Raw genomic sequence first — 19,334 nt, 5'->3', positions numbered from 1 at the left:
ACTTGCCGGCAGGTTGCAGAAATGACTTTCAACGCGATTGGAACATCCCGTTTTTTGCACATTCACCACGCGCCCATACTGGTCCGGAATCAGTTAAGAGCTTCTAAATTGCAGGTGTTGTCTCTACCGGATTACGCCACAGGTTGAATCAGGCGGGGGCCGTCAATTGGGTGAACAGACCTATCGAGGCGTCAGAACGGTCAGAAATCCATATTCATGCGCGTGGTGATTTCATGAAAATTGCAAAACTGTTCAAGGATGGATTGTCGCCAATTGCGCTCACCGTTGCCGTCAGTTTCTTTGGCGCTGCGCTGACACCATCGCTGATGCCAAGAGATCCCATGGTTCAAGCCGCATTGGCAGCGGTTGCATCCATTGCCGGATATGAAATCACGCTTCTGATAAGAGCTTTGTGGCGATACCTTGAAATGCCGGAAGTGCGCGGCAGGTTCGTTCCGGTCTGGGTGGTTTCCGCTCTGGGTGCAAGTCTGGCAATTCTGATCTATTCGCTTGCAAAGGCAGCAAGCTGGCAGAATGCGACACGGGCTGCCGTCGATTTGCCACCACTGGAAACCGCCGCACCAATTTTCATTTTCTTTGTCGGTGGCCTGACTTTCATTGTGCTGTGGTTGTTCTTCAGGATCGCAGGATTGACCCGGCGTATCGTTGCCGGACAGCTTGACCGCGTTCTTCCAAGACGGGTCGGTCTTGTGCTTTCCATCGCCCTTGTCGCCTGGGTGTTCTGGGCTTTGATCGACGGTACGTTGGTGCGCACGGCATTCCGAACAGCGGATGCTTAGTTTTTGGCAGCCGATATGTTGATTGAGCCTGATATCGCCCAACCTCAGGATCCAATGAAAACCGGAAACCCGCAGTCCCTGGTCAAGTGGGAGGAAATGGGCCGTCGCGGCCGCGAATTTGTGGCAACAGCTCCGACGGCTGATGAGATTTCGGAATTCCATGCCGGGCCGGTCTTGGATCCGGTTCGGGTCTATATCGGCCGTCAATCCGAGGATACAGCCAAGAATCGTGCGGATCTGGCTTTGCGGGAGTTGATCCGGGTCGGCGGGTTCGATCGTTCTGTCTTGGTCGTATGCGTTCCCCCAGGAACAGGCTGGATGGACCCCGGCGCTCATGACACGCTGGATTTCATGCTGGGTGGTGATGTCGCGACAGTTGCCGTCCAATATTCGTACCTGACGAGTGTCCTGTCACTGGCTTCCCACCCCGACTATGGCGTTGATCAGGCGCGGGAATTGTTCGATGCGGTTTACGACCACTGGACCGAATTGCCCAAGGACAACCGCCCGAAGCTCTATGTGTTCGGCTTGAGCCAGGGTGCGTATAATTCTCAGGCAACCTTGCCACTGCTCGATATGCTGGGAGATCCCATTCAAGGCGCGCTCTGGGCCGGCTCACCGTTCTTTTCGAGTTACTGGTCTCGAGTTCGCGACGACCGAAATGAAGGGAGTCCCGCCTGGCGCCCAACCTATGGCAATGGATCGCTGATACGAGTCATGGATCAATACGGAGGCCTGAAAGGCGATTTTTCGCCCTGGGGACCGATCCGAGCCGTGTTTTTGAATTATGGCAGCGATCCGATCGTCAATTTTACATTCGATAGCAGCATTCGCCCTCCTGCCTGGCTCAACCAACCAAGGGCGCCGGATGTGTCAGACAAACTCTCCTGGTTTCCCATGGTAACGATGCTGCAGCTTGCGCTGGATTCGATGTTTGCGCTGGATGTACCCCGTTTTGGGCACTATTACATTGCCCCCGATTACATCGACGGGTGGGCCGCAGTTATTGCTCCTGAAGGGTGGTCCGATGATCGGGCACGGGTGCTAAAGGAGATTTTCGACCGCCGTGGACCACCTTTTTGATCAGTCGACTTGCCTTTATCGGGCGTCCAGCAAGAGGGTCAGACCGCGCTTGAATTCGTCTTTTGAAGGTGCTGCTGCTTCAAGAATGTCCTCTATCTTGAAGAAATCCATGGTGCTGAAGCCACCGATGGCCGGTTCGATCAGGAGATCGGGCTGCGAGACTGCTAACTTTGCGGCCACCAGCGAATGCAGCGTGATGGAAAAGGAACCGATCCAGGTTTCCATGCCGCTGGGAAGATCCTGCTGTTCGGAGTATTCGCTGCCGGTTACATCTACACCGACAGTGAGATAACCCGTATCTCTCAGAACATCGAACGGGGTCGGATTGACGAAACCGCCATCGATCAGAATCCTGCGATTGATCTGAACCGGTGTCAGTAACATCGGCAACGCGGATGATGCCGCGATTGCGGGTAATAGCGGTCCTTCTGTCAGTGTGACCTGAGACTGATTGTAGAAATCGGTTGCAATGATTTTCATCGGTATGCGCAAGTCTGCAAAATTCTGCGCCAGCATATCCGGGAAAATTGTTTCGAATAGAACGACCGGGTCGATGATCGAGGGGCGACCAAGATCCAGTAGCGAGGACCAGGTCTTGCCATCGGAGAGGAAAAGCTTGCGGAAGAGCTCAGTCTTCTGTGTCAGCAGATCCAAGGCATATTCACGAATTTCTCCACCTGTCATGCCGCTGGAATAAAACGCGCCAAGAATGGCGCCCATCGACGTACCGGACATTACGGCCGGCTGGACGCCAAGCTCATCCATTGCTTCAAGGATTGGAATATGGGCGAACGCCTTTGCCGCCCCGCCTCCAAGCGCAAGGGCAAAGTCACCGCTCTTGCTGCCTAATGCCGGTGTCGCTTCAGATCTGTCTTGTGCTGGTGCACCTTGAATACCCGATAGAGTGGCCGCGCTGCCTGCTGCGGCTGCAATCATGAAGTCGCGTCGTTTGATCATGGTGTTCTGGCCGCAATCCCTGATGATAATCGCTGTGACGCAGATAGTTACACTCGTCGGCCTTTACCAGATAGCAGACCAAGTTAGCCGAAACAGGGGGTGGCAATCCGAAAACAAAAAGATCCCGGGTCACTCGCATGACCCGGGATCTGGTTCAGTCTGCCCCGTAAAGTGGTTCCGGGGCGATCTGGCTGAGATTACTGCGGCAGTTGGTCATCGACGCCCTGGACGTACCAGTTCATGCCGAGAATGGCACCAGTATCGAGGGTGACCCCATCTTCCGCCGCGACCGATCCATCCTGTTTGGTGATCGGACCCGTGAACGGTTCCCAACCACCTTTGATCTTGGCTTCGGTAGCCTTGGCCATTTCAGTGACATCATCCGGCAGGTTGGTGTAAGGCGCCATTACGACATGGCCCTCTGCCAGACCGTCCCAGGTGCTTTCCGAATGCCAGTTTCCGTCAAGAACGGCTTGAACGCGTTCGACATAATATGGTGCCCAGTCATCGATGATGGCGGTGTATTGCGCGTCCTTGGCGAAGTTGATCATGTCCGAAGCCTGTCCGAAACCGTGCACGCCACGTTCCTGTGCAACTTGCAGCGGCGCGGTGGAATCGGTGTGCTGGGTAATGATGTCGGCGCCCTGATCGATCAAGGCCTTCGCAGCATCGGCTTCCTTGCCCGGGTCAAACCAGCTGTTCACCCAGACCACTTTGAGATCGAAATCAGGGTTGACGGACTGCGCACCCAACAGGAAGGCATTGATACCGGCGACGACTTCCGGAATCGGGAAAGACGCGATGTAGCCTGCCACACCTGATTTTGACTGCTTTGCAGCAATCTGACCAATGATGTAGCGGCCTTCGTGGAATTTCGAGTTATAGGTCGCAACGTTATCGGCAGTCTTGTAGCCGGTTGCGTGCTCGAACTTCACGTCAGGAAACTTTTTCGCCACCTTCAGTGTCGGGTTCATATAGCCGAAGGAGGTGGTGAAGATAATGTTGCAGCCTTCACGAGCGAAGCGCTCAATGGCGCGTTCGGCATCCGGGCCTTCCGGCACGCTCTCCAGGTAAGCGGTTTCGACCTTGTCGCCGAATTGCTCTTCGACGGCCAGACGTCCCTGATCGTGCTGATAGGACCAGCCGAAGTCACCAACCGGACCGACATATACGAAGCAGGCTTTGACATCGGCAGCTTGAGCTGCGGATCCTGCGGCTGCAAAGGCGACGGCGGCAACCGTGGCTTTCAAAAGAGATTTCATATGTTCCATTCCCCTCTGGTTTGATCTCTCTGTTGCGATCTTTGTTAGCTGGTCCACCCTGCGACCGCATTCAGGGCGGACAGAACCGGCATTTGAGCGCTTACCGATCGGGTACGAACGGTTTGCCGAGACAAGCCGGGGTGTTGACCAGTGTCAGTCTGCGATTTGCAGAAATGAGCACAAGCACCAAAATAGTCGCAAGGTACGGCAGGCTGGACAGCAGCTGCGATGGAATATCCAACTCGACAGCCTGCGCATGCAGGTTCAAGACGCTGACCGCACCAAAGAGATAGGCACCGACAACCACCCGGAGCGGCAGCCAGGACGAGAACACCACGAGAGCGAGCGCAATCCAGCCACGACCGGCAGTCATGTTTTCAACCCATTGCGGTGTGTAGGCAAGCGACATATAGGCCCCGGCCAGACCGGCGCACGCGCCACCGAAGAGAACCGCTGCAAAGCGGATCTTGATGACAGAATAGCCGAGCGCATGGGCCGAGCCGTGATTGTCGCCAACCGCGCGCAATACGAGACCCACACGGGTCCGGAACAGGCCATAGGCGACGATGGCCACAAGCGCGAAGCTCATATAGACAATTGCATCTTGCTGGAAGAACACAGGCCCAATGAACGGGATTTCGGACAGACCGGGAATATAGAGCTGCGGCAAATCCAGGCCGGGTACGCCGATATAGGCTTCACCGATCATGCCGGAAAGTCCGATGCCGAGGATTGTCAGAGCCAGGCCGGTTGCCACCTGGTTGGTGACCAGCACCAGCACCAGAAACCCGAACAATGCCGACATTGCCATACCGGCAACAATAGCCGCGACCACACCGAGCGTGCCGGACCCAGTCTGATTGGCAATGGCAAAGCCGATGACGGCACCCATGATCATCATGCCCTCGACGCCGAGATTGAGAACGCCGGAACGTTCGACGACAAGCTCACCAATTGCAGCGATCAGAAGCGGTGTTGCAGCCGTGATGACAGTAAGCAGAACAGCTTCAAACATGGGACGCCTCCCCGGCTGGCACACGGCGGGAGACCATGCGAATGCGGTACAAGATCAAAGTGTCACAAGCCAACACGAAGAACAGGAGCAGCCCCTGAATCACGCTTGCAATTTCATTGGAAACGCCCATTGCGGACTGAACACCTTCACCGCCGATATAGGAAAGCGCCAGAACAAAGCCGGCAATAATGATGCCGATCGGGTTCAAACGCCCAAGGAAGGCGACGATAATGGCGGTAAAACCATAGCCGGGAGAAATGGACGGGAGCAGTTGATTGAGAGAGCCTGACACCTCCATCGTGCCGGCAAGACCTGCAAAAGCGCCTGCAAGTGCAAAGGAGAACAAGGTCAATCCTTTTGCAGAAAAACCGGCAAAGCTACCAGCGCGGGGACTTTCACCCATGACCCGGATTTCAAAGCCTTTCAACGTTTTGGCCAGGACAACTGCCAGCACGATTGCAACGATAACGGTGATTGGTGCCGACATGCTCATGGTTCCACCAAAAACCTCAGGCAGCGTGGCCGCATCGGAAAAGATCCTTGATTCGGGGAAATTGTATCCTCCAGGATCCCGCCAGGGGCCGCGCACCAGGTAATCGAGCATAAGACCGGCAACATAGACCAGCATAAGGCTCGTCAGAATTTCGTTCGTGTTGAACCGGGTCTTCAAAAGTGCCGGAATGAGCGCCCACAAAGCACCGCCGACCGCACCGAAAATCAGCATCAATGGCAATGTTGCGCCGTTTTCGAATTCGGGAAACAGCACCGGCAGTATCGACCCGAAAAGAGCACCGATCACGAATTGACCTTCGGCACCAATGTTCCAATTGTTGGAAAGATAACAGACCGCAAGTCCGCACCCGATCAGTATCAGTGGTGTGGCCTTGTCGATCGTGGCTTCTAGCGACCACTGCTGCGTGAGCGGTTCAATAAAGAATTTATATAATCCAATCAATGGATTGTGACTGGTTATTGAGAAAATGATTGCAGCTGCGAGTGCCGTCAGGCCAACAGCAATCAACGGTGACAGCAGCGCCATCATCTGGCTGTGCTCTTTTCGTTTGACCAGTTCCAAGCGCATCACGCCACCTCCCCTTGCGTTTCTGCACCACCGGCCATCAGAAGCCCGACCCGCTCACGCGTCATGTCGGCAGCAGGTTCCGCAACAGACAGGTATCCCCGGGATATCACGGCAATCCGGTCGGCAATTTCGAAAATTTCATCAAGGTCCTGGCTGATGACGAGAACAGCCGATCCGGATCTTGCAAGGTCGATCAGCGCCTGTCGGATTAGGGCAGCCGCACCGGCATCAACACCCCATGTAGGCTGATTTACAACGAGCACCCCGGGTTTGCGGTCCAATTCCCGTCCGACAACAAATTTCTGCAAGTTGCCGCCTGAGAGCGAACGCGCTTCAGGATCGTCATGAGACATGCGCACGTCAAAAGTTTGCTTGATGCGTTGTTCCATGAGCCCTGCCTGGGCATCAGACACAAATCCGGCGCCGACAAGTTTATCGCCTGTGCTGTGCCGGGTAAGAACAATGTTCTGCGAGAGTTTCATACCTGGAACCGCGCCATGCCCCAGGCGTTCTTCAGGAACGAAAGCTGCCCCCTGTCGGCGGCGCCAGGTGATGTTTCTGGTTCCACTTGGTATACCGTCGATCTGCACCATCTCCGGAGAGACCCGCATCTCTCCTGAAATCGCGTCGAAAAGCTCACCTTGACCGTTGCCGGCTACACCTGCAACTGCAACGACCTCTCCCGCTCTCAGGTCCATTGAAATGTTGTTGAGCGCTGTCGCAAACGGTGTGGCAGCCTTGGCAGACAGGTTCTTCAATCCCAGGCGTATTTCACCGATTTCCGGCTTTTGTTCGCTTGCGCTGACAGAAGCAACGTCAGCTCCCACCATCATGCTGGCCAATGATGCCGGGGTCTCCTTGGTCGGATCACACTCACGTACGACCTGGCCATGCCTGAGGATCGTGGCGTGGTGACAGATCCGCTGAACCTCCTCCAGCCGGTGACTGATATAAAGAACTGCACAGCCCTCTTGCGCCAGGCGTTGCAAGGTTAAAAACAGTTGATCGGCTTCTTGAGGGGTCAGAACGGATGTGGGTTCATCCATGATAATCAGCCGCGGTTCCTGAAGAAGGCAGCGAACGATTTCAATGCGCTGTCGTATGCCTACGGGAAGGTCAGCGACGATATCCGTCGGATTGAGAGGTAGGCCATAGTCGCGCGAAACCGTTTCAATCCGGTTCGCAAGATCCGTCATATTGCCGGGATTTGGCAGCGCAAGAGCGATGTTCTCGACAACATTGAGCGCTTCGAACAGCGAAAAATGCTGGAAAACCATGCCGATGCCGAGTTCCCTGGCCGCAGCTGGATTGCCAATATTTACCTTGGCACCGTCCCAATGGATTTCACCGGCATCCGGCTCAAGCGAGCCATAGAACATTTTGACGAGTGTGGATTTACCTGCGCCGTTCTCACCCAGGAGGGCGTGTATTTCACCCTTGTTGATGATCAGGTCTACTCTGTCATTGGCGAGAATATCGCCAAAGCGTTTGGTCAGCCCTCTTGCGTCCAGCAAAGTGTCCTTTCCGGATCTATCCTGCTGCACCATACCGCTTTCCACCTCTGAATGGATCGTATCTGCCACGCCGTCCCCCGCGCGTATGCCGCTTTATTGACCAAGTGGTACAATTTGTGCAAGCCCCTCGCCTGCAGCGACCTGTTGATGATTGGCCTCGTCCCTTTGAAGAAGATCGACGGCTATTCCGGCGGCGATGGCAGCCGGTTGTTTCGATTTGATCGCCGTCGTCCCCACGGGACAGACCATGCTCGAAATTAGTGTTTCGCTTAATCCCCTTGATTTTAGACGTTTGTGAAACCGGCTCCGTTTTGTTTTGGAACCGATAACGCCGCAATATGCAAAAGACTGACGGAGCAAGGCGCGTGCCATTATGTCCTCGTCGAGCGCATGAGAATGAGTCATCGCGAGCACGAAAGCTCCATCCGGTGCTGTTTCCAGTATTGATGCCGGATCTGCAACACAGACCTTCCTGACATTCGCAGGCACTGGGCCGGGGAACTGATCTGCCCGGTTGTCGATCCAGGTTACCTGAAACGGCAAGGGCGCAAGCGAAAGTACCAGGGCTTTGCCAACATGACCCGCACCAAACAGGTAGAGTGGCCGTAAGGACAATCCGAACTTTTCAACAAGGTACTGTTTTTCTGTTGTATTTTTCGGCGTCAGCGAAAAATTACGAGATGGGATTGTGTCCTGCACTTCCCGTTCAAGAACCCGATCTTCTTCCACCAGCGCCCGCGTCGCTATAGAGCCTCCCGAAGCTTCCAGTTCAGCAAGAGCCTTAGCCATTTCCAACATTTCGGTCGTCAGCACTTCAATCGCGAGCTGAGCGCGGCCACCGCAGCATTGTCCTAGATCGGGACCAAGAGACACGGAGTGAACGAAAAACGAAGGGTTTCCCGTGTCTGCTGCCTTTGCGGCTCGTCGGATTGCTTCGAACTCAAGAGTGCCACCGCCAATCGTGCCATAGAACCTGGCATGCCGGTCAACGATCATGCGGGCACCGGCTTCCCTTGGCGTTGAACCATCCGCACCTGCAACTGTGACGAGGGCACAGGTGCCGCTGCCGTTCAGGCAGTCAACTATGTGCCCCCAGACCTTCATGAGGATGCCTTTCTCCGGCGCATATCCTGGACCGCCTTCATGATTGCTTCCGGGGTTGCCGGTGCGTGAAGATCAGGAACTTCTCCCGGGTTTAGGCTGGCAACAGCGTCGACAATTGCGCCGAATACGGCATTGGCGAGCATGACCGGTGGTTCACCGACCGCCTTGGACCGATAAACGGTCGCTTCAGGGTTACCGGTGCCCTGATAAAGTTCGACGTTGAACTCTTCCGGCAAGTCGGAAGCCGTCGGGATCTTGTAGGTTGATGGCGCATGCGTACGCAGTCGACCCTGTTCGTCCCAGACGAGTTCTTCGGTTGTCAGCCACCCCATGCCTTGCACGAAACCACCTTCGATCTGCCCCATGTCGATGGACGGATTCAGGGAATGTCCGACATCATGCAGGATATCGACGCGGTCGATGGTCATCTCTCCGGTCATTGTGTCAATGGTGACTTCGGCGCATGCGCCACCGAAAGCGAAATAATAGAACGGCCTTCCTGTCGCGCTTTCACGGTCCCATGTGATGCCGGGGGTCGCATAAAACCCGGCGTGAGACATCTGAATGCGTGCCATATGAGCCTGTTTGGCGATCTCAGCCAGCGCGAAGCTCTGTTCTCCAACGATCACCTTGTTGTCGCCGAAATGAATGGCATCGGCACCGCACTGATGCTGTTCACACAAGAAGGAAATCAATCGGTCCTTGATTTCCTGCGCGGCAATCTTGGCAGCCATGGCGTTCAGGTCGGTGCCCGAGGACGCTGCGGTTGGGCCGGTGTTCGGGACTTTGGATGTATTTGTCGCCGTAATGACAACCTTGTCCATCGTGACACCGAACTCTTCCGCAACTACTTGTGCGACCTTCTGATAGAGTCCCTGCCCCATTTCGGTGCCGCCATGGTTCAGGTGCACGGAGCCGTCAGTATAGAGATGGACAAGCGCACCTGCCTGGTTGAGATGTTTAAGTGTGAAGGAAATACCGAATTTGACAGGCGTCAGGGCCAGCCCTTTTTTCAAAACTGCATTTTTTGCATTGAATTCTCGTATTTTTTCACGCCGGGTCCAGTAGTCCGAACTTGTTTCAAGCTTGGATATGAGATCGTGCATGACCTCATATTCTTCGACCGGCATACCGTATGGCGTCAGGTTTCGCTCGCCGTCATAAAAATTCAGCTTCCGGATTTCGAGCGGATCCTTACCGAGCGTAATCGCGATTGCATCGATCAGTCTCTCGGCAGCAAGCATCCCCTGGGGACCGCCAAATCCACGGAATGCGGTGTTGGAACATGTATCGGTGCGCAGTCTGCGCGATCTGATCTGCGCATCCGGATAGAAATAACTGGAATCTGCGTGGAACAATGTCCTGTCGTTGACGCCTAGTGACAGATCCGCCGAATATCCGCATCGCGCCAGAAACGCCAGATCGACAGCTCTGATCCGGCCCGTGTCGTCATATCCGACTTTCCAATCGACCTTAAAATCATGCCGCTTTCCGGTCATGATCATGTCGTCGTCCCGATCCAGGCGGATCTTACAGGTCCGTCCGGTTTTACGTGCCGCCAAAGCAGCCAGGCTCGCCCATTGGTTGGCCTGAGATTCCTTGCCTCCGAAACCACCGCCCATGCGGCGAACTTCCGCAGTAATCAGTGCGTCTGGCACACCAAGGACCTTGGCCACGGTGTGCTGAACTTCGGTCGGGTGCTGGGTGGACGTGTGCACAAGCATGCCGCCGTCTTCCTGAGGCAGAGCCATAGCGACCTGGCCTTCAAGATAAAAGTGTTCCTGACCGCCGATAAACATGGAGCCTGATAATACTTCATCAGACGCCTGAAGACCTGTTTCCGGAGACCCCCTGCGGAACTGATAATCAGGCAGAACTGTCGTATCAGCGGCAACCGCATCTTCAGGCGTCAGGATTGGCGTGATCGGAGCGATCTCAATCTTGGCTTTTACTGCTGCTTTGCGCGCGGCGTCTCGAGTTTCTGCGACTACGGCAAAGATGACCTGGCCATAGAACAGGATTTCGTCCATGGCCAGAACCGGGTCACCACCAAAAGCCGACGAACAGTCATTGGTTCCTGGAATATCCTCGTAAGTCAGGACTGCAATCACGCCAGGGGCTGATTTCACCGGTTCCAGATCAATGGACTGGATTTTTCCGCGCACAGCATCTCTTGCCCACCCCGGAACGACGTGCAGTGTGCCGACGGGTTCAACGATATCGTCGATATAGGTGGCGGAGCCGCGCACATGTTTGATCGCGCTGTCATGCGCCAATGCCTTACGGACATGTTTGAGAGGGCGATCCATGTTCTTTTGATCAAGCGGCGCGGTCATGGTCTGCCTCCCGCTTTGCCAGGACACGCACCTCTTCCGGTGCGGTTCCACTTACTTCCATCAAGGCCTTAGCCAGAAGAGCCCTTGCAGTTTCCATCCTGTATTCCGCGCTGGCGCGCATATCTGTCATTGGAGTGAAATCCGTCAGAAGCGCCTGCATTCCTGCACCCCATGTGGACGGATCATCGAGCAGTGCTCCCGTCAGCGCGGCTTCCGCACCCGCAGCCCGTTTCGGTGTGCCGGCCATACCGCCATAGGCAATACGCGCTTCCGTGATGGTGCCATTTTCAACTGTAAAACGGAAAGCACCCATCACGGACGAGATGTCCTGATCGAAACGCTTGGATATCTTGTAACAGCGGAAAGCCTGGTTAGCCGACAAGTGCGGTACAAACAGGCCAGTGACAAATTCTCCCGGGTTTCTATCCTGTTTGCCATAGTCGATGAAATAATCCTCCAGAGCCAGCGCACGGGAACCTTCCGAAGACTGAAGCTCCAGAGTTGCCCCCAGAGCGATCAATGCTGGAGGCGTGTCGCCAATCGGTGAACCGTTCGCAATGTTTCCTCCAACGGTTCCGGACGCACGAACCTGCTTGGATCCGATACGTTTCCAGAGTTCTCCAAGGTCCGGGGAAATCCGGGTCATGGCATCTTCTGTCGCTGCATAGGTTGCCATCGCCCCGATCAGCACGCCTGTCGCACTGTTTTCAACCCGATCCAGTCCGTGAATTCTGCCCAGCCAGATCATTTTGGGAAGTTCGCGCAGATGCTTGGTAATCCAAAGGCCAACATCGGTGGCACCAGCGACAATCGTTGCATCTGGATGCTGGTTGTAAAGAGCTGCCAGTCCATCGAGGGTCGCCGGCGCGGAGAAGAAATTGCTGCTTTCGCCGATGAAGATATCTCGGCTGTCGGCGAGATCTTGCAGACGTTCCTTCGTCTCGTTGGCGCGCCAGGAAAAAGCGTCGTCAGCTGTATCGAAACACGCATGAAGGGCTGCATCTACAATCGGTCTGTAGCCGGTACAGCGGCACAGGTTTCCGGCAAGCCATTCGGTAACCGTCTTGCGCGATTTTTCCGCGGTGTCGGAATGGTAGAGCGTAAACAGAGTCATGATGAAGCCGGGCGTGCAGAAACCGCATTGGGATCCGTGCAGCTCCACCATGGCTTCTTGTACCGGGTGCAGTTTTTCGTCCAGGGTCAGATCCTCTACAGAAACGAGCTCGGCACCATCGATCATTCCGAGCAACTGGATGCAGCTGTTGATCGGCTGATAGGTCAGCTTTCCATCGATGAGACGGCCGATTGCCACCGTACAGGCACCGCAGTCTCCCTCGCCACACCCTTCCTTTGTTCCCGTTTCGCGTCGCCTGAGGCGAAGATAGTCGAGGACCGTTTCGGTGGGACCGACATTTTCCAGTTCGATTATTTCACCGCCCTTGAGGAAGCGAATGGTATCCCGCATGGTTCAACTCCCCCGATACGTTGAATAGCCAAAAGGCGAAATCAGCAGTGGTACGTGATAATGGCTTTCGGGTTCCGCAACTCCGAAACGGATCGGAACGACGTCTAGAAACAGGGGGTCAGGCAAGTTCTGACCGGAGGTCCTGAGGTAGGCGCCCGCGTGGAAACGCAGCTCATAGATCCCGGCTTGAAACGCGGTGCCCTCAAGTATGGCTCCCTCAACACGGCCATCGTCATTTGTTACATGCGTGGAGATGTGTTCGGGGCTCTCGCCGCCAGACCAAAGTTCTATTTTCAAGCCCTTTGCGGGCTTGCCCAAAGCCGTGTCCAGAACGTGCGTTGTCAAACGCCCCATCAGTTTTCTCCCTCACGCGGCAAAGTGCCGCAAAACTGTCACAAAAAATGTGCCTTAAAAAAGCGCGGTTCCAAAGAACTCATTTGAGAGCTTAATGATGCCTATTTGGCATCAAGTGATGGCAGATGATCCCTCAAGGCGAGCACTGCATGGTCGAAAAACATCCCTGGTGCAAGTGCCAGAGCGCGCAACGAAGAGGTTACCACACATAGTCGATCGGCCTGAAGTGGCGCGTCCGACAGCGGTTTGAAGATCAAATAACCGGACGCCAAGTCATCTTCGCAACCAATCATGGTTTGAAAGCCAATGACCTTTTCTTCCCTTGCCAACGCCCGCATCAGCCGCAGTGAATTGGCTTCGACATAGGTTCGCGAGGCACCTGGGATGTGACCTCGGACGAGATCTATCCGGGTACGCAGGGACAATCCTTCGGCCGGCAGCGCCACCGGATATTTCAGGCACTCCTGCAGGTTCAGAGAACTCGCATCCGCAAGCGGATGGTCCGGTGTCATCAATGCCCCGATAACCAGGTCGTGGTGGAACGCAATCGTCAGTGCAGAGGTCTCCGGCGGATCAAAGGTAAAACCGACATCTGCTTCTGCTGCCTCGACTTTTCTTGCAGCCTCCTGTGATGAGGAGATCGAGACGTTTACATGGATTCCGGGATAGCTTCTTCGGAAACTGCTGATGACAGACGGGAGCAGTTTTTCAGCTACACTTTCGACCGATGCAATCGAGACCGTACCGCGTCGCAACCCTTTCAGGGCATCCAGTTCCGCAACTGTTCCTTCAAAATCTGAATAGGTTCGCTTGATATGCGCCAGCAGCAGTTCGCCGGCCTGTGACAGGCGAATACGTCGCCCGACACGATCAAAGAGCTGTAGCCCCAAAGCTTCTTCAAGCCAGAGGATCTGCCGATTGACGGCGGATGAAGCAACATTGAGGTTTCTGGAAGCGGCGCGTATGGACCCTGCCTCGGCCGCAGCCAGGAAATACCTCATGGCCGGACTGTAAAGATTTCGAGATAGTTCCTGTACCCGACTAGAAAGCATCGCCAGACCCGGACCTCACGGGATTAGAACAGTGGTGCCGGTGGTTTTTCTTCCCTCAAGATCCTTATGAGCCTGCACTGCGTCGGCAAGACGGTATTCCTGGTTGACCTCAATCTTCACGATGCCCTTCTTGACGACGTCGAACAATTCACCCGCGGTTCTTTCCAGCGCTTCGCGTGTGGCGATGTAGGTGAAAAGGGTTGGTCGGGTCGTATAAAGAGAGCCCTTTTGTGCGAGCAAACCCAGATTGAAATCGGTGATCGGACCAGAGGACTGACCAAAGCTGACCCACAACCCCAAAGGTTTCAGGCAATCGAGCGAGCCGGGATAAGTGTCGTTGCCGACAGAATCATAGACAACATCGCACCCCTTGCCATCGGTGATTTCCTTCACACGCTCGGCAAAGTTTTCCGTTCGGTAGTTGATCATGTGTTGGTAGCCGTGGGCCTTTGCAAGCTCGATTTTCTCTTCGGAGCCTGCTGTTCCAATCACCGTTGCACCGAGATGCGCGGCCCATTGCCCGGCTATCAGTCCGACACCGCCTGCGGCCGCGTGAAACAACAAGGTGGTTTCCGGTCCAACTTTGAACGTTTGCCGCAACAGGTATTGTGCCGTCATTCCCTTGAGCATCATGCCTGCGGCGGTCTTGTCATCGATCCCGGCAGGAATGACAACCAGTCTGTCCGCCGGCACTATCCTCTCCTGGGCATAAGCACCAAGCGGGCCGGCATAGGCCACATGGTCTCCTGGCGATATATGCGATACCCCTTCCCCAACAGACTGAACAATTCCAGCCCCCTCGTTGCCCGGGCTGAACGGCACTCCATCTGGTGCCGGATAAAGACCGGAGCGGAAATAAGTATCGATGAAATTCAGGCCAATTGCCGTATGCCGGATCCGGGCTTGTCCCGGTCCTGGTTCACCCACATCGATATGTTCCCACCGCATTACTTCGGGTCCGCCGGTTTCATGAACACAGATTGCTTGAACCATCAAATCCTCCGGGCGTATTTCGCCACCAATTGTGATCCGCCCTTCGGCGATCCAGTTTGCATGACAAGAACATTAGTGATTTCAATGCCCGCCGAAAAGACCAACGTGAAACAGATTTGCGCACACGAGATAAATGCGCCGCCTGGCGTCGACAAAGCGGCAGGAGGCGGCACAGCCGGAAGACTTGAATAAAGGCGAACCCGTTCTGGCTTAATCGACGCGGTCGATGACTTGCTGAACGGCAGAGACCGTGAACAGGTATACGCTGGCCAACGTAAAGACGATTGCCAGAAGACCATTCAACGTCATCCCATCCAGGATGGCGTAGGCAGCCATCCCCATCCAGAGCAAAGTGACCGGCAACGTTACGATGCGCCAGCGCCGCACCCGAACCGGGTGAACAAAGCGAACCGGTGCAAAAGTCAGGGCGCAACAAAGCAGTACGATTGCGATGGTAAAGGTTTCTGACGGCGACAGGACCATCAGGCCGAACACGACCATGTTCCAGCCTGCCGGAAATCCCTTAAAGGAACCATCAGGTGTTTTCATGCCATTGTCGGCGAAATAAAGCGCGCCTGTGAAAACTACGAGACCGCCACAGATCCAGTTCCATGGCTGGGACAGCATGAGACTCCAGGACAGAGCAAAAGCAGGTAGGAATACATAGGTCGCATAGTCAATGACGAAGTCCAGCGATGCTCCCGACCAGCGCGGCAGTCGCTCTGCGACGTTAAAGCGGCGGGCAAGCGGTCCGTCGATTCCGTCGACAAAAAACGCCAAACCCAGCCATGCGAACATTTCTGCCCAATTTCCTTGGGCTCCTGCCAACAGTGCTACCAATGCAATCGGGGCACCGGACGCAGTCAGGATGTGGATCAGAAATAGAGCGGGCTCCGGCGCCTCTTTACCTGGCGTTATGTCCGTCACAGGATGTCCTCACAAATTACAGATCGGGGCGCGATTTTATGTGTCGCGGTATCGCATGGACGAAAAGGGTGCCCATCCCTTGTCAGCGGCCAGTCGGGCGCTCGAGCTGACTAATATTGCAATCGTATGACAGTGTGAACCGAAAAAACAGTATATGTCACGATTCTGCAAGTTTCTCACATTGTCGCGCCGTTGAACAGGATCACCGTTGTCAGCAAACCTGCCCATGCAATCATGACGAGGCCAATCAGGTTTGGGAAAATCTTGCTTGGAAACGTTTTCTCCAGTGCCATGACGGCTCCGAGAAGAGCAATCCAGACAATATTCATCAGCCCGACCGCAAACATCACCGTCATAATCGCCCAGCAACACCCGAGGCAGGCCCACCCTTGAGCAAGACCTTCTCTTACCCCTGATATGACGACATTTTCCCCCTTGTTGTCCAAGAAAGTCCATCGGGGATACCAGCAGCGCTGCAGACAGGCTTTCTTGGCTGGTGTGAATTGATAGAGACCGGCGGCGAACAACACCGAAGTCGTCAATGCCATACTTGCAGGTGCCATCATGTCATTCAAACCGCCAAGTCTCGACAGCAACCATTGTGCTGCGGTTGCCACGACGGCATAGCCGAGCCAGATGAGAAGATACCCGATTACCGCCATCATGACCTGTGATGACACGCTTAGTCTCGAAGCCTTTGCGGTGCTCAACTGAAAGAAATAGCTGTGCAGCATGGGAGTAGCACTCGGAAGCATCATTGCCAGCGACATCATCGCCCACATCAGAAAGATTTTACCGAGATCGCCGACGGTCATCTCAATGCCGGGCATTCCAAAGGTCGCCCCCGCCGGTAGACAGATGGCTGCAAGAGCAGCCCCGGCCTCCGCCGATAATCCGTCAAATATGTTGAACTGGTTGAAAATACCCATTCCCGGACCAGCCTCGGTCATATCCATCGCCGGCACCATGTCGGCGACCATTGCTGCAAGATAGGCCCATCCAGAAAGGCTCAGGACAGATACCAATAGAAGCACGAGGGGCCAACCTCGCGCGCCATGCCCCTGCCCTGCATTATCTGAATTTCCTGAATTTGTTGCGCTGCTAAGCAAAGTCTTGAGCCATTGAATTGGAGCGTCAGATCGAGTGTACCTTCCAACAAACTAGTTTGTTTTGTTGTTGATGCGTTTGATCTTCCGCATGTTTGAACGAGCCATCAAATATATATCATTCAGCAATGAAGAGTCGCTGCGTGGTTTCGTCCCGTTGCAATTTGATCGCAACCGGCCAATCTGTAGGTAGCGTGTGAATTTGACGGATCCATTTATGCCGAACTCCGAACAGTCCGACCTTTATGATGTTGCAATCGCAGGCGGTGGACCCTCTGGTCGCATTGCTGCACTTTCGTTTGCGCAATTGGGCCTGTCTTCGGTTTTGTTGGCCCCCTCCCAAGCCGGAACCGATGGCAGAACCACCGCATTGTGGCAACAGTCACTTGCTCAACTTGAAAATCTAGGTGTCTGGGAGCTTATCCAAATCAACGCAGCCGCTCTTAAAAAGATGCGGATGATCGACGACACCGGGCGCCTTGTGCGGGCACCGGAGGTTGTGTTTGATAGTGCAGAATTGAAGATTGAAGAGTTTGGATTCAATATCTTAAACAGTGAACTTAATTCTGTTCTTGAAGAAAAATGCGATCGCGAACCGAACCTTACGATTGTCCGTGACAGTGTGATATCCGCAGAATATGGTCAAGACAGCGCGGTTTTAAAAACTGCGGGTGGACAATCAATCAGTGCTCGATTGGTTATTGCTGCCGATGGAAGAAACTCGCTGCTTCGTCAGTCGGCCGACATCGATGTTAGCACCTGGAAATATCCGCAGGTGGCCGTCGTTCTCAATCTGGAACACCGGCTGCCACACAAAAACGTTTCGACCGAGTTCCACACACCGACAGGCCCCTTCACACTTGTGCCGTTGCCTGGTCGACAATCGTCGCTTGTCTGCGTCGAGACGGCAGAAGGAGCTCAAAAGCTTCTTGCCATGGCAAAAAAGGAACTGGAAAGAGAACTTGAGCGCCGTGCGCATTCGATACTTGGGCCGTTCAAACTAGTCTCGAAGGTACAGAGTTTTTCGCTGTCCGGTCTGACGGCAAAGAAACTTGTCGCCCCAAGACTGGCGCTGATTGGAGAGACGGCGCATGTCTTTCCTCCCATAGGTGCACAGGGATTGAATCTGTCGCTACGCGACATCTCCGATCTTGTTGGTGTCATGGCGCGAGCCGTGGCGAGGCAACAGGATATAGGCAGTCCTGCAGTTCTCCACGACTATGAAGCCAAACGATTTAGGGATATCCGGACAAGAACAAATGCGGTCGATGTGCTCAACAGGTCGCTGTTGACCGGATTTTTGCCAGTTCAGGTCGCTCGCAGCACCGGTATGTATCTGGCTGGTAAAGTAGGTCCGTTCCGCCGTCTGTTGATGCGCGAAGGTATGGCGCCCGGCAGCGGGTTTCAGCTGCATAAATAGAACTTATCGAGTTTGTTCGAGGGTCATCTGTTTTTAGACTGGTTGCGCTTGGAGCTGTGATAGGTAAGCGCCATTGCAATCATATGGCGCAATTCACTTTTCGGCAGCGGTCGGTTCAGCTTGAAATGCACGCTTCGATCACCTCCAAAAGTCAGCGCGGGAAACAGCGTGCGCCAGTCGGATATCAGGGACGACTGGCAATTAACATATAGCGCGAAATCACCAAGATCGGATTTGTCCCGATCGATGCGAATTGTTGTCCCTGTTTTCGGCTGAACGGTCAGATAGCTTGGTTGCCCCCATTTCAGGGCTTCGTGAAGCAAACCGATATTCTCGTGCTCCTCAGCAGTCTTCAGAATAAGGGCGCGGAGACCAAGAAGGGCTTCTTTCAATTCACCTGAATAACTGTCCATAACCGCAAGAACAGCGGGGTCGCTCTTAAACATGGGAGGTTTCATTCAATTCATGCTCAATTTCATGAAGCCGGGATAGAATTTGGAACTTCACCACAAAACGCCTCACGTTGGCAAAAGGCCTGTCGTTATTGCCCAGATAAATCCAGTAACGGTAACCAAGGATATCGCAGTACCTATCAAGACAAAACTCGATGCGCGTTGGACATAGACGCCATATTGCTGGGCGATGACGAAAACATTGGTCGCGGGCGGCAAACAGGACATCAAGACAGCGGTGGCAACCCAGTTTGGATCGAAACCTCCAAGCCAGCTCAGCAGCAAAAATACCAGTATCGGGTGCAACACCAGCTTCACCGAAAGGACGAGCGGCAATTCCAAAGGGATACGCCCGATTGGGCGCAAGGACATGCTTACCCCCATTGCGAACAGCGCACATGGTGCGGCAGCAC

General features: G+C 54.5%; 17 protein-coding genes and 1 pseudogene. 3 read left to right on the top strand and 15 right to left on the bottom strand.

From position 1 onward, the window contains the following. Window positions 1–233: 233 nt before the first annotated feature. Together K5905_RS07285 and K5905_RS07280 are read left to right on the top strand one after the other, a co-directional pair. A pseudogene (locus K5905_RS07285) lies at window positions 234–923 on the top strand (alpha/beta-hydrolase N-terminal domain-containing protein); the annotation flags it as partial. Then, on the top strand, window positions 897–1,883 hold the full coding sequence (locus tag K5905_RS07280; RefSeq protein ID WP_297581978.1) for an alpha/beta-hydrolase family protein: 987 nt from the start codon (window positions 897–899) through the stop codon (window positions 1,881–1,883). The pseudogene K5905_RS07285 and the gene K5905_RS07280, both read left to right, overlap by 27 nt. A 15-nt stretch (window positions 1,884–1,898) precedes the next feature. On the opposite strand, the gene K5905_RS07275 is transcribed toward K5905_RS07280, so the two are convergent. The 13 genes from K5905_RS07275 to K5905_RS07215 form a co-directional block, all read right to left on the bottom strand. Beyond that, a complete protein-coding gene (locus K5905_RS07275; RefSeq protein WP_297581974.1) occupies window positions 1,899–2,840 on the bottom strand; it encodes a patatin-like phospholipase family protein in 942 nt (313 codons plus the stop codon). Window positions 2,841–3,037: 197 nt separating this feature from the next. Further along, complete coding sequence (locus K5905_RS07270) at window positions 3,038–4,102, bottom strand: BMP family ABC transporter substrate-binding protein (RefSeq protein WP_297581973.1); 1,065 nt, start codon at window positions 4,100–4,102, stop codon at window positions 3,038–3,040. Window positions 4,103–4,202: 100 nt separating this feature from the next. Next, complete coding sequence (locus K5905_RS07265) at window positions 4,203–5,117, bottom strand: ABC transporter permease (RefSeq protein ID WP_297581972.1); 915 nt, start codon at window positions 5,115–5,117, stop codon at window positions 4,203–4,205. Further along, a complete protein-coding gene (locus K5905_RS07260; protein WP_297581977.1) occupies window positions 5,110–6,198 on the bottom strand; it encodes an ABC transporter permease in 1,089 nt (362 codons plus the stop codon). The genes K5905_RS07265 and K5905_RS07260 overlap by 8 nt, the downstream gene beginning before the upstream one ends. Beyond that, window positions 6,198–7,745 (bottom strand): ABC transporter ATP-binding protein, encoded by a 1,548-nt coding sequence (locus K5905_RS07255; protein WP_297581975.1) that lies wholly within the window; start codon window positions 7,743–7,745, stop codon window positions 6,198–6,200. Before K5905_RS07255 ends, K5905_RS07260 begins: the two co-directional genes overlap by 1 nt. A gap of 60 nt (window positions 7,746–7,805) precedes the next feature. Beyond that, a complete protein-coding gene (gene xdhC, locus K5905_RS07250; protein WP_297581970.1) occupies window positions 7,806–8,816 on the bottom strand; it encodes a xanthine dehydrogenase accessory protein XdhC in 1,011 nt (336 codons plus the stop codon). Further along, a complete protein-coding gene (gene xdhB / locus K5905_RS07245) occupies window positions 8,813–11,152 on the bottom strand; it encodes a xanthine dehydrogenase molybdopterin binding subunit (RefSeq protein ID WP_297581961.1) in 2,340 nt (779 codons plus the stop codon). Before xdhB ends, xdhC begins: the two co-directional genes overlap by 4 nt. Continuing rightward, window positions 11,136–12,617, bottom strand: a complete 1,482-nt coding sequence (xdhA, locus tag K5905_RS07240) for a xanthine dehydrogenase small subunit (protein WP_297581960.1) — start codon at window positions 12,615–12,617, stop codon at window positions 11,136–11,138. The genes xdhB and xdhA overlap by 17 nt, the downstream gene beginning before the upstream one ends. A 3-nt stretch (window positions 12,618–12,620) precedes the next feature. Continuing rightward, window positions 12,621–12,971: a hydroxyisourate hydrolase gene (gene uraH, locus K5905_RS07235; RefSeq protein WP_297581959.1), complete on the bottom strand. Its 351-nt coding sequence runs from the start codon at window positions 12,969–12,971 to the stop codon at window positions 12,621–12,623. A 101-nt stretch (window positions 12,972–13,072) separates the two neighbouring features. Beyond that, window positions 13,073–14,023 (bottom strand): LysR substrate-binding domain-containing protein, encoded by a 951-nt coding sequence (locus K5905_RS07230; RefSeq protein WP_297581957.1) that lies wholly within the window; start codon window positions 14,021–14,023, stop codon window positions 13,073–13,075. A gap of 15 nt (window positions 14,024–14,038) precedes the next feature. Then, window positions 14,039–15,016 (bottom strand): quinone oxidoreductase, encoded by a 978-nt coding sequence (locus K5905_RS07225; RefSeq protein WP_297581955.1) that lies wholly within the window; start codon window positions 15,014–15,016, stop codon window positions 14,039–14,041. Between the two features lie 210 nt (window positions 15,017–15,226). After that, window positions 15,227–15,943, bottom strand: a complete 717-nt coding sequence (locus tag K5905_RS07220) for a CDP-alcohol phosphatidyltransferase family protein (protein ID WP_297581954.1) — start codon at window positions 15,941–15,943, stop codon at window positions 15,227–15,229. A gap of 176 nt (window positions 15,944–16,119) precedes the next feature. After that, window positions 16,120–16,977, bottom strand: a complete 858-nt coding sequence (locus K5905_RS07215; RefSeq protein ID WP_297581953.1) for a DUF2182 domain-containing protein — start codon at window positions 16,975–16,977, stop codon at window positions 16,120–16,122. A gap of 289 nt (window positions 16,978–17,266) precedes the next feature. Here K5905_RS07215 and K5905_RS07210 point away from each other — a divergent pair, with 289 nt between their 5' ends. After that, the gene (locus K5905_RS07210; protein WP_297581950.1) at window positions 17,267–18,469 is read left to right on the top strand and encodes a UbiH/UbiF family hydroxylase; all 1,203 of its coding nucleotides are present in this window, start codon (window positions 17,267–17,269) and stop codon (window positions 18,467–18,469) included. Between the two features lie 23 nt (window positions 18,470–18,492). Here the strand turns inward: K5905_RS07210 and K5905_RS07205 are convergent, their stop codons facing one another. Both K5905_RS07205 and K5905_RS07200 read right to left on the bottom strand, forming a co-directional pair. Continuing rightward, a complete protein-coding gene (locus tag K5905_RS07205; protein WP_297581947.1) occupies window positions 18,493–18,915 on the bottom strand; it encodes a DUF1801 domain-containing protein in 423 nt (140 codons plus the stop codon). 72 nt (window positions 18,916–18,987) lie between these two features. After that, a partial coding sequence (locus tag K5905_RS07200; RefSeq protein ID WP_297581944.1) for an AEC family transporter occupies window positions 18,988–19,334 on the bottom strand: 347 nt, incomplete at its 5' end.

This window comes from Roseibium sp., assembly GCF_025698965.1.
Classification (GTDB): domain Bacteria; phylum Pseudomonadota; class Alphaproteobacteria; order Rhizobiales; family Stappiaceae; genus Roseibium.
The sequence above is the reverse complement of the archived record's forward strand: the minus strand, read 5'-3'. Positions and strand labels throughout refer to the sequence as shown.